We start from the raw sequence: 14,802 nt of genomic DNA on the forward strand, positions 1-14,802 counted from the left end.
GAGTATCCGTTGGAAAATGTTTTGTTATCTTCCCCATCATGGGAATGAATTATGCGATAGATCACATTAGACCGTCACACATCGTTAGGAATTCATGTGATTGAAATCACAAATCGAGTCCCCGATGCCCGGTATACTTGGGTCATACCAAGTCAAATCAAAGAGAGGCGATAATTCATGCTAAGCCCAAATACAATTCAAATCATCAAATCCACCGTACCTGTTTTGGAGGTACACGGAACGGCTATCACCAAAAAGTTTTATGAGCGGTTGTTTACGGAGCACCCGGAATTGCTGAATGTGTTTAATCATGCGAACCAGAAGCAAGGGAAACAGCAAACCGCGCTGGCGAATGCGGTATATGCGGCAGCTCAGCATATTGACCGTCTGGAAGCTATTCTTCCGGTTGTGAAGCAAATTGCCCACAAGCACCGCAGCCTTGGCGTCAAGCCTGAGCATTACCCAATCGTAGGGAAGAATCTGCTGCTGGCGATAAAAGATGTTCTGGGGGAGGCAGCTACGGACGAGATCATTGGAGCATGGGGTGAGGCTTATGGGGTGATCGCGGATGCGTTCATCGGCGTTGAGGCCGACATGTACCAGCAATCGGAGCAGCAGCCGGGAGGCTGGTCGGATTTTAGAGCGTTCCGGGTTGCACGCAAGGTGAAGGAAAGCGAGGTTATCACCTCCTTCTACCTGGCTCCGGAGGACGGGGGCGCGCTTGCCGGCTTCAAGCCTGGTCAGTATATCAGCATCAAGCTGAATATTCCAGGCGAAGCTAACACCCATATCCGTCAGTACAGCCTGTCGGATGCTCCGGGTAAGCCGTATTACCGGATCTCCGTGAAAAGAGAGGATGCCGTGGATGGACGGCCCGAGGGCAAAGTATCCGTGTATTTGCATGAGCAGTTGAAGGAAGGAGAGGCGGTCTGGCTGTCCGCGCCGGCCGGCGATTTTACCTTGGACACGACAGGAAAAGATCCGCTGGTGCTGCTTAGCGGCGGCGTCGGATTGACGCCGATGATCAGTATGCTGAACACGCAGCTGGCGAACCATCCGGGACGTCCCGTTTACTTCATTCATGCGGCCCGCAATGGAGATGTTCATGCGATGCGTGAGCATGTCAACGAGCTTGCCCGCAAGCACGGAGAGCTGTCCGTCCATTGGATTTATCAGGATCCGACAGCGGCGGACAGAGAGGCTGGCGCTTTTCATAAAGAAGGATACATTGATTTACCGTGGCTTTCAGACATCGTGCGGACCAAAGACGCCGAATTTTATTTCTGCGGGCCGACTCCGTTTATGAGAGCGGTGAACGGGATGCTCAAGGAATGGGGCGTCAGTGAGTCGAACATTCATTTTGAATTCTTCGGTCCTGCTGCTAACCTATAATCTACTTGCAAGTCATCCCTGCTGTGCATCCCGCGATACGACCGCGGCCGCTTGGGCGCGCAGCAGCCGATTCACCGTTTCCCGGCGAAGTCCGATGAACTGGCCGATCTCATCCTGGGTCAGCACATCGGTCAGGCTGGCGGGTGAAATATAAGACTGAAACCATTGCTGCAGCTTCTTCAGCTTGTCGGACGGCGTAACGGCAGACAGCTGATCGATGCGCTGCTGCATCATCCGAAGCTTATCTTGCAGCTGAAGTGCAATAAAGCGGCTTTTATGTGGTTCACGATCCAGTGACGCATACCAATCGGCAGCAGGCAATATTTCAATTTCGCAGGTCACAAGAGCAATGGCTGTCCCGAAATAAGGATTCGGGCTAATGAGTGAATGATGGGGGATAATTTCATTCGGGACGATGATATTGACCAGAATGGCATTCCCGTCCTCGTGGATACGAATGATTTTCAACAAACCGCTCTTCAAATGAAACAGCGGTCCGGATTCGCCTTGACGGAATAGTACTTCGCCTTTGTGTAAAATCATAAGAATCTCCTTAGCTTAAGAAGAGATTGTCCATTGTGAGAATGGGCAGTCTCTTTTTGGTTCGTTCAATGTATAAGTTTCTCATATTTCGACTACCTTGACAATCGCATGCCATCTGTATAGACCGCCAAGCCATTTATCCGAGCGATATAAAGGCCGACCTATTTATTATAAAATGGTTCGTTATCCAGAACCGAAACTATGATTCTGACTACACTGTTATAAAAAGCCGAAAGAATGTGATAATTCCGGTGAAGCAAGGGTAGATGGATAATAATGAATGAGGGGTGTGTGGATTGCGTATTTTGATGGTTGCTCCAGAGCAAATTCCTGTTCCCGGCGGGGGATCGGTTGAAATCTGCATGCTCTCCATTGCTAAAAAGCTGGCAAAATATCATGATGTTACAATAGTCAGCCGTCAATCCGGCCGGCTTGGCAGGACAAGTCAAATAGGCAAAGTAAAGATTGTCCGGGTCCCTTCGGGAAGCTCAGCGAGATATATTGCCTCCGTATTGGCTTATTTGAAGGGAAAGCACTTTGATCTCATACAAGTGGATAATCGACCTTATTATATGGCTCGGATTAAATCAGCCTTTCCCCGGACTCCTATTTCCTTGTTTCTGCATTCGTTAACCTTTGTCCCCCGATCAGGTGCAGTAGCCTCTCAATTAGGGAAGGCCAATGTCATCATTGCGAACAGCGGCTCTCTGAAAAGCAGCTTAGGACGCATGTTTCCTAAGGTAAAGCATAAAATACGCAAGGTGCACCTAGGTGTCGATGTCTCAAGATTTCATCCTGCTTCAAGCAAGCAAAAAATGAGAAGCAAGCAAAAATATCATCTCAACCGCTCCTTTACGATTCTGTTTGTAGGCAGAGTGATCCCGCGTAAAGGAGTAGATGTGCTTATTAAAGCGACAAGAAAAGTTAGCCAGCATATCCCGCATACGAAGCTCCTCATAGCAGGCAGCGGCAAAGCAGGATACATTCGTAAATTGAAAAATCAGGCCAGGCGTCTTCACGTTTCGGCCAAGTTTTTAGGAAGAATCAGCCACGGCAACATCCACCACGTATACCGCGCGGCTGACTGCTTCGTATGCCCTTCCCAGCGCCATGAGGCGTTCGGGCTGGTTAATGTGGAGGCAATGGCATCAGGACTGCCTGCTGTAGCCTCGAATATTGGCGGCATTGGTGAAATTATCAAAAACAAAAAGAACGGATATTTAGTCAGAAACTACCGAAGTCCAAGCGCATTTGCCAAGTGTATTAAAAAGATTGCCCGCGACCGCTCCCTTGCAAAAAGGCTGGGTCAGAAGGGGAGAAAGACTGTGCTGCGCCAATTCAGCTGGAGCAATACGGCCTCGAAATTAAATACCGTTTACCGATCAACCGTTTGATGGACCGCTTTACAGGAAAAGAGCTCCGTTGAAAATAGAACGGGGCTTTTATTTTTGCAATGTTCAATTGACCGGGGGACCGTTTAGGCATACAATGAGGGTGCTGAATGCGCTTTCTTCTTTCTGAATAAGATACCGGATACCTGAGGAGCTATAAATAAAATGACGAATATGAAGAAGCTGAGTCTTTTTGCCATCACCTGGCCTTTATTTATCGAGTCGTCATTGCAAATGTTTATGCGAACGTCAGATACGTTTATGGTCAGTCATGTTTCGGATGGCGCAGTGGCAGCCGTTGGCGTCTCGAACCAGCTTATTATATTTACATTTTTGCTGCTTCAGGTGATATCGGCAGGGTCAGCCATTGTCATTTCGCAATATTTGGGCGCAGGGAAGACGGAGGACGTACGCAGATATGCGGCAGGTGCGATTTCGCTTAACTTTGTGTTCGGACTGTTGGTCAGCGGGGTCATCGTTATATTCAGCAAGTCTTTGCTTGGTTTATTTGGACTGGAGGGTCCAATGCTCGGCCAGGCGCAGGTCTTTTTATCCATTGTTGGAGGCGCTTTATTCATTCAGGCTGTGAACTTAACGATTTCCTCCATCACGCAGGTACATGGGTATACCCGGTATACGATGATGGTAAGTATCGGAATGAATCTGCTTAATTTAACAGGCAATTACCTGTTCATATTCGGTCCCTTCGGGTTCCCGAAGCTCGGTGTCCCGGGTGTTGCTATATCGGCCGTGTGCAGTCAGCTGATCGGTCTTCTTGTGTATTGCTTGATTTTGAGAAAAATTGTACGTCTTCGCTTATCCCTGCGGGATTTTATCAAGGGCCGGCTGGCCGATTTGAAGAAAATATTGAGCATCGGGATTCCAACCGCAGGCAATCAATTAGTGTATTCAATAAGTCAGCTTGCTACAACCTATTTCATTACATCGTTGGGGGCAGAAATGCTCTCTACGCGAATATATACCCAAAACATTATGTACTTCATCATGGTGCTTGCCATTTCGTTAGGCCGGGGAACGCAAATCATTATCGGTCGGCTTGTAGGTGCCGGGGAACAGGAGGCAGCTTATCGGCAGTTGTTCCGCAGTCTTGCTCTAAGCCTGTTCCTCTCCTTGGCCTGTGTCACTCTGATCGTTCTATTCAGAGAACATCTGCTGGGCATCTTTACAAGCGATCCTCAAATCATTGCACTGGGCGCCGTGCTGCTAACAATGGGCTTCTTGCTGGAGCCGGCCCGATGCTTGAATATTGTGATCGGCGAAGCATTGCGGGCTACGGGTGACGCCCGGTTTATCGTGATGACCGGCGTATGTGTGATATGGGGCCTGTGCGTTCCCCTTACGTATATGATGGGGATTCATTGGGGTTACGGACTGGTCGGCATGTGGGCCGTGTTCGTGATGGATGAAGGCTTGCGCGGGCTTCTGCTCCTCTATCGGTGGAGAAGCCGGGCATGGGAGAAGAAGGTGCTCGTCACCCGGGAGGAGAAGACGTCAACAGCCGCCATGTAAAGGATCGTGAGTATGCTGAAGAGACAGCTTGTACTTCGAACTGCAATGGGTACATAGAATAGACCGTCCGTGCAGCCGGACGGTTTCTTTGTCTATACATGATTTCCTGGATTCATTTACTGGAGCAGCATGGAGAACCAATCCCGAGCCGGCAGCCAGAAACAGAGGCACACAAGTACAAAGCAGAATATGGCTTCGCCCCGGGAGCCGGTATCAATGGCCATAAATTTGGGGAGAAGCCGGATTTTTTTGCGAATGGGCCATAACAGTGCTACACCCTGCTCATTGAACAAATCGATCAGCGGATGGGTTGCATAGGCTGACAGAAATGTCATGTAATACAGCTCGGGTACGGGAAAAGCAGCCCCAGCCATCAGGGCAATAAAGAGGATCGAATGAGTCAATGTGCGATGATGGATCCTCAGTATCCGCAATAAGGACGATAATGGGAAAAATAGTTTGGCCATGACGGAGCCCGGCTTATCAATGTCGGCCAGCGGCCCGGCAAAGCAGCCCAGCAGCAGAGCACCGGCCGTGTCCCAGGATAGGAGTGGGATCTGGTAATAATGCAGCACGCACTCGGCAGCAAGCACCCCAGCAACCCCATGTGTTCGTTGAAGCATTGTTTCTAACCTCCGGTTCCTCTAAGTTGTCACATTCATAGGACGTACGTATGTTCGTATGTATAAAGAGCTCCATTAGCTTAACACAAAAAGATAGGGAATACATCGTTCTCAAGACTTACTTTTGAAGCATACAGTGAGCAGTAGCGGACAGGCTCACTAAAAAAACGTTTCCAAAATTAATAAGAATCGTAAAAATTGAGATGAATCTGACCAAATTCATTCGTTATGATGAGGCTGTAGTCATCCACAGGAGGTTCGACGTGACATCATGATAGCAGCTGAGCAGCAGTGCAGCTAAGTAACTGAACAGGTAATCAGTATTTTGTAATCGCTATCATCATTTTGAATTGAAAGGAGAGCCCATCAGAATGAAGCATGGTTTGCAAGCGTACGCTGGCGGAAGACAACAGAAGGGGCGGGACATCGGCAAAACTGTGGCGCTGTTTCGAAGTTACATGTACTTGGAGCATGCTTTCGTCAGAGCTGCAGGATGGTACCCGGAGCATCGACGATCTGCAGCAAGAGATTGCTAGCTATATGGCAAATCAGTCGAGTGCGCTGCCTGAGGCTCTGTTGTAAGGCAAATGAATAGGTCTAAGAAAAGAAAGGTGGACTTGTATGGAACTTGCCAATAAGCCTGAACTTTCTGCACGTATCCATTCTCACGCGCCTATGGCACTTGGTCCGGGCAGCCTCGAAAATATTTCCGCCCGTATCGAGCGGCTCCCTCTGACCGGCTGGCAGACGAAAGCGCGACTTATTGTGGGGACGGCAACATTCTTCGATGCCTTCGATGCACTGGCGATTGCTTACGCACTTCCGATTCTGATCAAAGAGTTTTCCCTAAGTGCCGGACAGATCGGTCTGGTTATTTCGATCGGATTTTTCGGCCAGTTGATCGGGGCGCTATTGTCCGGTTTCCTGGCGGAGAAGATAGGGCGGCTCAGAATGACCGTGTACACCATTCTGCTCTTTTCAATCACCAGCTTTCTTGTCGCTTCATCTTGGTCACTCGGTTCGCTGCTGTTTTTTCGTTTTATTCAAGGAGTCGGATTAGGAGGCGAAGTGCCGCTTGCAGCCTCGTATATTAACGAAATCACTAAAGCGCAGCGGCGGGGCAGATTCGTACTGCTGTACGAACTGATTTTTTCCTTCGGCTTGATGGCGGTTGCCATTATCAGTTATTTCCTGATTCCGACCTTGGGCTGGCGATGGATTTTCATTATTGGCGGTATCCCCGCTGTGCTTACTCTGTTTATGAGACGTGTCCTGCCGGAGTCCCCAAGATGGCTGGCAGGCGTGGGCAGGGCTAAGGAAGCGGATGAGACCATGACATTTATTGAGAACCAGGTTCGGGCACGAATTCAGGGGGATTTGCCGGAGCCTGAACCGGCGCCCTTGAAGCAGGAGCGGCGCTTAACGAGCTTTCGGGAGCTGTTTCAAGGAATGTACCGGAAGCGGACATTCGTTGTCTGGTCGATTTGGTTTACGTCGTACTTAGCTTTCTACGGGGTCAGCACATGGGTTCCGTCCATTTTCAAGTCGGTGTTTAATCTGAGCGTTGAGCAGTCCTTATTGTACGGCCTGATACTAATTGCAGCAGGCGTTCTCAGTGCCGTCGTCTGTGCGCTAACCATTGATACGATCGGGAGGAAAGCCTGGATCACCGGATCGATGCTGCTCGGAGCCATATGCTTCATCATCCTGTGGCTTATCGGTGCCAAAACGGCCACGCAGGTACTGGTGTGGACCTCGCTCGGCTATGCATGGGTGGCGGTCGTAACGATGTCAGTTTACTTGTACACGCCTGAAATGTATCCTACCCGCATGCGTGCTTTGGGTACTAGTCTCGCAAGTGCTTGGTTAAGACTTTCCTCCATTATCGGTCCTACCTATGTCGGGTTCATTCTGACCAAATCGTCCGTGGAGTATGTATTTCTCGGCTTTGGCGTTGTATCCCTCATTGGAGCGGTCATCTTCGGTCTTGCGGGCATCGAATCGAAAGGGAAGAGTTTGGAGGAGCTGTCGCCTTAACACTTATTCTTTAATTGCAAACATAAAAAAACAAGCCCTCGATTGTTTGAGGTCGCTGAAAAAAATAGCAAAGTGGACGGAATCGTTCAGTAGAAGCTTAAGCGTTCGCCTTTGCCCCGGATTTTGACCGCTATGAGCGGGTTGACATTGAGAAATCCGGGGATAACAAGCGATCGGAAGAATGATCCGTACATGCAGCCTTAACTTTTTCAGCGGCTATCAATTGTTTGGGCTTGTTTTGTGTTATGGGTTCAACGGTTAGTTCTTGCGAACATGAATATCGGCAGCCGCGCTTTTCCCGTTCGGCAGCTTCGCCACTAACGTGAAATCAGTTACATTGCCGCTGATATGGACGATACCGGCATTGTCCACGGTCACGGTGCCGACAGAACCGCTGTTTGAATCGCCTACAATGTCCTCCACGTTGAAAAATACATTCAATGCAAAGTTATAGCTTTGAATTTCATCCTGTTCGTACTCGATTCCGAAGTTATCGGTTACCTTCATATCCATCGCTTCATAAGCGTTGAATTGACCGGAGTATACATTGTTGCTGACAGACACGTACTGGTCCGATCCCTTGTCTCTCGCTTCGATCAGATCGGCTGCAAGATCGGAGCTTTTGACTTGAACGGGAATCGTCATATGGTCCGTACTGCCGCCTATCGTTGAATAAATCACATCGATGTTGGCGGAGCCAGCTTTATTGCCAAGGATATAACCTTTATGATCCGAGGATACAGCAGCCTTCACCACGGTCGGATTAGAGGAAGTGATCGACTGAATGATGCCGGACACGGCGACTTCTTCGCCGGATTTGTTCGTCACGGTAATAACGACTTCTTTGGCGAACATGCTCAGCGTCGGATTCTCCGCCTCGGCCTGTGAAGCATATCCGCTGGTTCCGGAAGCCTGCTTGGTCAAGCCGCTGTCGATAACGTCCTTCAAATTATAACTGTCCAAGATAGCGTATTTATAATCTCCAGATGTGGTGGACGGACCGGCTGCTCCAATCGTGAATATTTTGGTTATGGTGCTGGAAGGGAGGCCTTCCAAGCCGCTCAAGGTGATGGTATAGATGCCGTTAGACAGTTTCTTATCGTCCTCCGTTAAGGTTAATGTGGCCGCATTCTTATCGCTTGACCAGGCAACCTTCGTCGGGATTTCCTCATGGTTTCGGCTTAAAGTCAGCTTCGCTGTCGAATTGTCTATCGCCCGGTTGAGCTTGACATCAACGGCTTGCTCACCATTCGCTTGGACCGAAGCGATAGATAATTGCTCCGTCTGCCCTGGCTGCTCAGGCTTAGAGGTGTCAGGCAAAGAGCTATAGGCTCCTTCAACGAGGTCCGCGCGTGTGGCAACCGCAGCGCCTTCTTTAGAAGAAGGATGAATACCTAAGGCCTTCGCTTGCTTGACGGCATCGGCATACCATGGGCTTACAGAGGTGTTGACTTGCTTACCGAGACCTTTCAGGAACACGGTATCCAGCTGTCCCAGTGTCACAGGATCGCCTGGCGCGAACGTCGTCTCTGTCATCCCGTCAATGAGACCGGCATGACGCGCAGCTTCAATATAAGGGATTGCCCAGCCATTGGCCGGATCTTCCGCCACGACATCGGAGAAGCCGGACTTTTGGATCGTCATATCGACTTTAAGCCCGAACACAAGCGCAGCGACCTTAGCGAACTGGGCTCTGGTCATATTTTCTGCAATGCCGAAGGAATCGCTGGACACGCCTTCAAACACACCTTTAGAGAGAAGAGTATCAATTTTCGCTTTGACGGCTTGGTCCACGTTGGATAAGTCTTTATAGTCTGAAGAAGTTGCTGTGTCAGCCAAGGCAGTAGAAGTGAACAAAGAAAATGCCAAAGCTGCACTCGTAAGCAGGGTTACACTTTTTTTCATGGTGCTTGTCCTCCCAATCTATGATTCTCTAATCTTAATCATACTATTAATGCAAGGCAAATGCCAATTTCTTGCTAGATTCGAGCAAATCATTTGGCCGATAGAACCTTACTATTGTGCAAATCTGAGTTAACTTTCTGCATAGGATCCATCCTCCTGACTCGCTATAATTTGGAGCATAACCCCAAATCATGTAGGAGGTCGTTCCAATGAGCCGCCAAGTTCCTGTGTTGTTATCCGATGAGCAGATGAGAAAGTTCATTACAGAAGGGTTTCTTATTCTCCAAACCGATTTTCCCGAGGCGTTCCATCAGAGGCTGACGGAGCAGCTGAACCAGGTTTACGAGCAGGAGGGGAATCCCGGCAACAATTTGCTGCCGCGTCTTCGTGACTTGCAAAAGGTATTCGAACACCCGATCGTGACCGGAGCCTTGACCAGCGTGCTAGGCCCGAATTATTTGATGCACACGCACCGGCACGGCCATTTCAATGCTTCTCCGAAAGCGGGAGGCTGGCATAAGGACAGCTACTGGGGCTACAAAAAAATGCGCAACCACCATCCGTGGTGGGCGATGATTATGTATTTCCCTCAAGATACCCCGGTGGAGCTTGGACCTACAGGCGTAATGCCCGGGACACAAAACTATGAGAGCCGCACTTTCGTGGATGATGAAGCGGAAGGGGAAGCGGTTGCGAGCGGAAAAGCAGGCACCTTTGCTTTGATCCACTATGATATTTGGCATCGTTCCACGCCGAATATTCTTGGCAAGCCGCGCTTCATGCTGAAATTTGAATTTATGCGTACGCAAGCACCAACCGCACCGAGCTGGGATTGCGTTGACCCGCAATGGAGGCAGCCGGTTTCCTACAGCTCGAATATGATCGAGCACGAAGCGATGTGGAAGGAAACGTGGAACTGGCTTTCCGGGCAGGTCGGAAGCTTGGCCGGCACCGTCGATGCCGATGCCGCTCATGTTCAACAGCTCTCGGCGCAGCTTGAAGACGCTTTCGAACCGAACGCGATCAATGCGGCGTATGGCTTGGCAGGCATGGGAGATGCCGGAGTACAGGCTTTGCTGCAGGGTCTCCGCCATGAGGATGTGAAGGTATCGCGCACAGCCGCTTACGGGCTGTCGGTAGCCGGAGCAGGGGCTGTTGCCGGGCTTACAGCGGCACTCGGGGAGGAGCGTGCGGAAACGGTCGTCCATGCGGCTTTTGCATTAGGCGAGCTGAGAGAGCAAGCCGCATCTGCGATCCCGCTTTTATTGAACCTGCTCGAGCCAGCTGCGCCTGCTGTCGTTCGTCAAACCGTTACCGAGGCGATTGCAATGATCGGTTCACCCGCAGACTCCGTAGTGGAGGGCCTCATTCGTTGTCTGCATGATGAGGACGTGCAGGTGCGTTTTACGGCGGGGCTATCCTTATGCAGGATGGGGGCAGCTGCAGATGCGGCAGTGCCGGCTCTGGCCGAAGCGCTGGAGGACGATAACCGATACGTGCGCGGGCATGCAGCTGAAGCGCTGCACTATATTGGGACGGATTCCGCGAAATCCGAGCTGATCGACTTTTTACTGAAATCCCGCTGGTGCCCTTCAACGACACCGGAAAGCACGTTTTATCCATGAGTTTGTCATATACTGAGGAGCTCCTTGATCATCAAGGGGCTCCTTTTGTTTTATTTGTTCCTCTTTTTAACGCGGCCGTTGGCTATCGCATAATGCAGCACTCTGCGGTAAGTCGATTTATCCTTTAACTGATTGAAAATATAAGGATCCGGCGACGTGTTCACCTCAAGGATCCATGGATGCAGCTTGGCATCAATGCCAATATCGACACCGATCTCGCGAAAGCCCGGATACTTTTGATGAAGCTGCTTGGCCACGGTGAGACTTAAGTTTTTCAATACCCGTGTGTATTTGGTCCGCTGCTTTTTACTCAAGTAAGGCTTGAGCAGGAGCTCGATGGGCAGCGGCTTTCCTTGACTGTGATAATTGGTTACAATCTTGCGGGGATGCGCCAATCTGCCGATAATCCCTGTTGCCTTCCATGGCTTCTTGCTCGTTCGTTGGACCATCACTCTCACATCAAACGGCCTTTTCTTAAATTTCAGCAATCCGATCCCCTTTTGGATGAGGTAAGCCCTCTTCAGCTTCGATCGGGAGATCGATGCATGGAATTTACTGAATGAATAAAATTTTCGCTTTGTTGTATCATGCTGATATTGGAATATCGTTTGGCCTTTACGCGTTTGCATCTTTACACGCATGACGCCGCGGCCGAAGGAGCCGTGGACCGGCTTCACATACACCATTTTGTAAGTTTTCAGCATGGCTAACAGGGCGGCGGGACTCCACAATCGCGTCTCAGGGATGAAAGGCTGAATTTCTTTGCTGCGCAAGAGCGCGGCTGTTTTGGTCCATTTGCTTCCTAGGGTTCTCCGTGCTTTTTTGGTTTTCATCATTGGTTAGGCTATCTCCTTTGCTTCACATGTCCTATTGCCTGGATTCAACATGTTATTGTATTCAACCACATTGGCAGATGCAGAGGGCAAACGCCCATACGGCGGTGCTTTTCCTAGGAACGGAGTGACGGGGGCCTATAAAAATGTCGGATCTATGAATCTTGTCGGATTGAACCTGATATTTCGGCGTATAGGGTTTGGTTCCGGCATGTAAATCGACGTATAATATATTACAATCGTTGTTCGTTATGCTTGTAAGAGGCAGGCTGCAGCCAGCTATATAAGATTAGGCAGGTGGGAATTACTATGAAAACAGTAGTGGTTATCGGCGGGGGAATTACCGGTTTGTCCACCGCGTACTATTTGCAAAAAGCGATGAAGGCCCGGGAAGAGGCTGTTCAAATCGTCCTGGTGGAAGCGAGTGAAACGTTAGGCGGTAAAATCAGAACCGTGCAGAATGGCGAATTTATTATGGAAACCGGGGCGGACTCGATCGTTACCCGCAAAACGAATGTGGCTCCGCTGCTGGAGGAGCTGGATTTAACGAACGATATTGTCTATAATGCCACGGGTATTTCCTTTATTCATACCAAAGGTGAGCTGAAGCAAATTCCGAAGGACGCCGTGTTCGGCATTCCATTGAGTCTGGAATCGTTAGCCAAGACGGATTTAGTATCGGCAGAGGGCAAGGTCGAGGCGTTAAAAGACTTTTATACCCCGAACGAATCGTTTACCAAGGAGGATTCCATTGGCGCGTTTCTGGAGCATTTTCTCGGAAAAGAGCTCGTGGAGAAGCAAATTTCCCCGGTTTTGTCGGGTGTTTACTCGGGCCAGCTCCTGGAACTGACGATAGCGTCCACGCTGCCTTACTTGTTGGATTATAAGAATGAATACGGCAGTATTATTCAGGGCTTGGCTGAGAACAAACAAAAATTTCAAAGCACAGGCGACAAAAAGTTTATGTCCTTCAAAAAAGGCGTCTCCGCCTTCATCGATCGGCTTGAGGAGCGGCTGACGGGGGCGAGGATATATAAAGGCGTCCGGGCCGAGAAGCTGGAAAAGGTCAGGGATAGGGATCATTACCTCTTGACCTTGTCGAATCAGGAAGTGATCGAAGCCGACTTCGTAGTCCTCAGCACGCTGCACCCGACAGCACAGCACCTGCTGCAGGATGAGCGGCTGAATGAAGACTTCAATCAGCTGAGGAACAGCTCCTTGATCAGCGTTTACCTCGGATACGATATTCCGGACAGTGAGCTGCCGAAGGACGGAACGGGATTTATCGCAGCCGAAGACAGCGGCCTGACATGCAACGCGTGCACCTGGACCAGCCGCAAATGGGAGCATACCTCGGAGAAGCAGCATTTGCTGGTCCGGCTTTTTTATAAAAGCACGAGTCCGGAGTACGAAAGATTGCAGAAGCTTGGCGAGGATGAGCTGATGCAGGTGGCACGGCGCGATATTGAAGCCAGTCTCGGCATTACAGCGCAGCCGGTGTCCTGCAATGTAACCAAGTGGCACGAGACGATGCCGAATTATCACATCAAGCATCCGCAGCTGGTAGCTTCATTGGAGAGCAAGCTTGCCGCGAGCTTCCCGAATGTACTGCTGGCGGGATGCTCCTATTATGGCGTCGGTATCCCCGATTGCATATTGAACGGTGAGCGGATCGCACAGCGGATTGCGGAACGGATATAAGTGAAGAGAGAAGAGCAGGCTGCGCACAGCCTGCTCTTTTTTGTGAGGTGTGGTGTTGAGGAGCGGAGCGTCCGCATTTGAAGCTTGTGTTTCACAGCTGCTTGGCAGGATTCAAGGCAAACATACAGGGTTCATCCAAGGACGCCGCAGCGTTATTCTCATGAACCGTGCGGGACTCATTGGTTTGATAGCTCCTGTCTGAGGAAGTGATACAGCTTGGCACTCGCCAGCTTTAGCGGGTAGTCTGCTGCTTTACAGGCAATGCCGCACGTCATATCGATGGGTTTGCCGCGCAGCATGCGTACGGTGGTTCCTTCAGGCACAGGCTCCAGTAAAATTTGGGGGACGAGTGCGATCCCAAGACCGCTCTGAACATAATATTTCATCGCTGCCATGCTGCCGATTTCCATCGTATCAAGAGGGGTTCTTCCCGTTTCCTGCAGCACAAGCTCGAGCTTCCTGCGGTAAGGGCAGTCATCTGCTGTAATAAGCAGGCGGTGATCCCGAATCAGTTGGGGATCTACGGCAGCCTGCTCGCTGAGAGGATGATGCTCCGGCAGCAATAAGGCGAATAGTTCTGTAAATAACGGTTCAAAATAAAGCTCGGCTCCCAGCTCCGGGGCGGAGCATAATGCCATATCGAGATCCCCATTCAGCAGCCGGCTGCTTAACGCAGGGGTACTCGCGATATCTACCGAGACACGGATATGGGGATACTGGGTAAGAAAACGCTGCAGCAAACCGGGCAGGCGGTAGCTGGCCGCCGGCTCCGTCACACCGAGACGTATATGGCCGGCTTCACCCGAGCACATATCTGAAAGTCTGATCTGGAGCTGCTCCCAGTCCTTCACGATAGATCTGCTGTGCTCATAAAACAACCTTCCGGCTTCCGTCAGAGCAACAGGCTTGCCGCGTTCGATGAGCTGTACGCCCAGCTCGGACTCCAAGCGTTGGATTTGCATAGTTACGGTGGACTGGGCGTAATTCAATTCTTCCGCCCCGGTTAAAGCTGCCGGTCGTAACGATCCATTGAAATGTTTTTAAAGTTTTAAAGTCCATCGGAAGTCATCACCTTTGTTCTTCATATGATTCAATAAAATTGAATAAATTATTTAATTAATTCACTTATACAAAATTTTTAAAAGGGGGTACACTGAACATAACAAAAGCAAAGGAGGGATTTCGATGACTTTGATGGACCAAGTGCACCTGGAAACAGAGG

The 14,802-nt window shown here is 50.1% G+C and carries 11 protein-coding genes and 1 pseudogene; 7 read left to right on the forward strand and 5 right to left on the reverse strand.

Going from position 1 to position 14,802, the window contains the following annotated elements; translation table 11 throughout:
* Positions 1–177 precede the first annotated feature (177 nt).
* Complete coding sequence (gene hmpA / locus CF651_RS23920; RefSeq protein WP_094017407.1) at positions 178–1,392, forward strand: NO-inducible flavohemoprotein; 1,215 nt, start codon at positions 178–180, stop codon at positions 1,390–1,392.
* A 12-nt stretch (positions 1,393–1,404) separates the two neighbouring features.
* On the opposite strand, the gene CF651_RS23925 is transcribed toward hmpA, so the two are convergent.
* Positions 1,405–1,935, reverse strand: a complete 531-nt coding sequence (locus CF651_RS23925) for a Crp/Fnr family transcriptional regulator (RefSeq protein ID WP_094017408.1) — start codon at positions 1,933–1,935, stop codon at positions 1,405–1,407.
* Positions 1,936–2,231: 296 nt separating this feature from the next.
* Between CF651_RS23925 and CF651_RS23930 the strand changes: the two genes are divergently transcribed.
* Both CF651_RS23930 and CF651_RS23935 read left to right on the forward strand, forming a co-directional pair.
* Positions 2,232–3,329, forward strand: a complete 1,098-nt coding sequence (locus CF651_RS23930; RefSeq protein WP_094017409.1) for a glycosyltransferase family 4 protein — start codon at positions 2,232–2,234, stop codon at positions 3,327–3,329.
* Between the two features lie 162 nt (positions 3,330–3,491).
* Positions 3,492–4,856: an MATE family efflux transporter gene (locus CF651_RS23935; RefSeq protein WP_094017410.1), complete on the forward strand. Its 1,365-nt coding sequence runs from the start codon at positions 3,492–3,494 to the stop codon at positions 4,854–4,856.
* Positions 4,857–4,972: 116 nt separating this feature from the next.
* Here the strand turns inward: CF651_RS23935 and CF651_RS23940 are convergent, their stop codons facing one another.
* Complete coding sequence (locus CF651_RS23940) at positions 4,973–5,479, reverse strand: metal-dependent hydrolase (RefSeq protein ID WP_094017411.1); 507 nt, start codon at positions 5,477–5,479, stop codon at positions 4,973–4,975.
* 371 nt (positions 5,480–5,850) lie between these two features.
* Here CF651_RS23940 and CF651_RS32505 point away from each other — a divergent pair, with 371 nt between their 5' ends.
* Positions 5,851–6,015, forward strand: a complete 165-nt coding sequence (locus CF651_RS32505) for a hypothetical protein (RefSeq protein WP_179232964.1) — start codon at positions 5,851–5,853, stop codon at positions 6,013–6,015.
* An 85-nt stretch (positions 6,016–6,100) separates the two neighbouring features.
* Entirely contained in the window at positions 6,101–7,516 is a 1,416-nt protein-coding gene (locus CF651_RS23950) for an MFS transporter (RefSeq protein WP_245856129.1), read from the forward strand.
* 258 nt (positions 7,517–7,774) lie between these two features.
* Here the strand turns inward: CF651_RS23950 and CF651_RS23955 are convergent, their stop codons facing one another.
* On the reverse strand, positions 7,775–9,421 hold the full coding sequence (locus CF651_RS23955) for an S-layer homology domain-containing protein (protein WP_094017413.1): 1,647 nt from the start codon (positions 9,419–9,421) through the stop codon (positions 7,775–7,777).
* Between the two features lie 209 nt (positions 9,422–9,630).
* On the opposite strand from CF651_RS23955, the gene CF651_RS23960 reads away from it, so the two are divergent.
* Positions 9,631–11,046 carry a HEAT repeat domain-containing protein gene (locus CF651_RS23960; RefSeq protein ID WP_094017414.1) on the forward strand — a complete coding sequence of 472 codons (1,416 nt, stop codon included), beginning with the start codon at positions 9,631–9,633 and terminating at the stop codon, positions 11,044–11,046.
* 50 nt (positions 11,047–11,096) lie between these two features.
* On the opposite strand, the gene CF651_RS23965 is transcribed toward CF651_RS23960, so the two are convergent.
* On the reverse strand, positions 11,097–11,882 hold the full coding sequence (locus CF651_RS23965; protein ID WP_245856130.1) for a YheC/YheD family protein: 786 nt from the start codon (positions 11,880–11,882) through the stop codon (positions 11,097–11,099).
* Between the two features lie 306 nt (positions 11,883–12,188).
* Between CF651_RS23965 and CF651_RS23970 the strand changes: the two genes are divergently transcribed.
* Positions 12,189–13,580: a protoporphyrinogen oxidase gene (locus CF651_RS23970; RefSeq protein ID WP_094017415.1), complete on the forward strand. Its 1,392-nt coding sequence runs from the start codon at positions 12,189–12,191 to the stop codon at positions 13,578–13,580.
* A 176-nt stretch (positions 13,581–13,756) separates the two neighbouring features.
* On the opposite strand, the pseudogene CF651_RS23975 reads toward CF651_RS23970, so the two are convergent.
* A pseudogene (locus CF651_RS23975) lies at positions 13,757–14,639 on the reverse strand (LysR family transcriptional regulator).
* Positions 14,640–14,802: the final 163 nt, after the last annotated feature.

Origin of the sequence: Paenibacillus rigui, from assembly GCF_002234615.1 — a bacterium.
In the GTDB taxonomy this organism is placed as follows: Bacteria; Bacillota; Bacilli; order Paenibacillales; family NBRC-103111; genus Paenibacillus_S; species Paenibacillus_S rigui.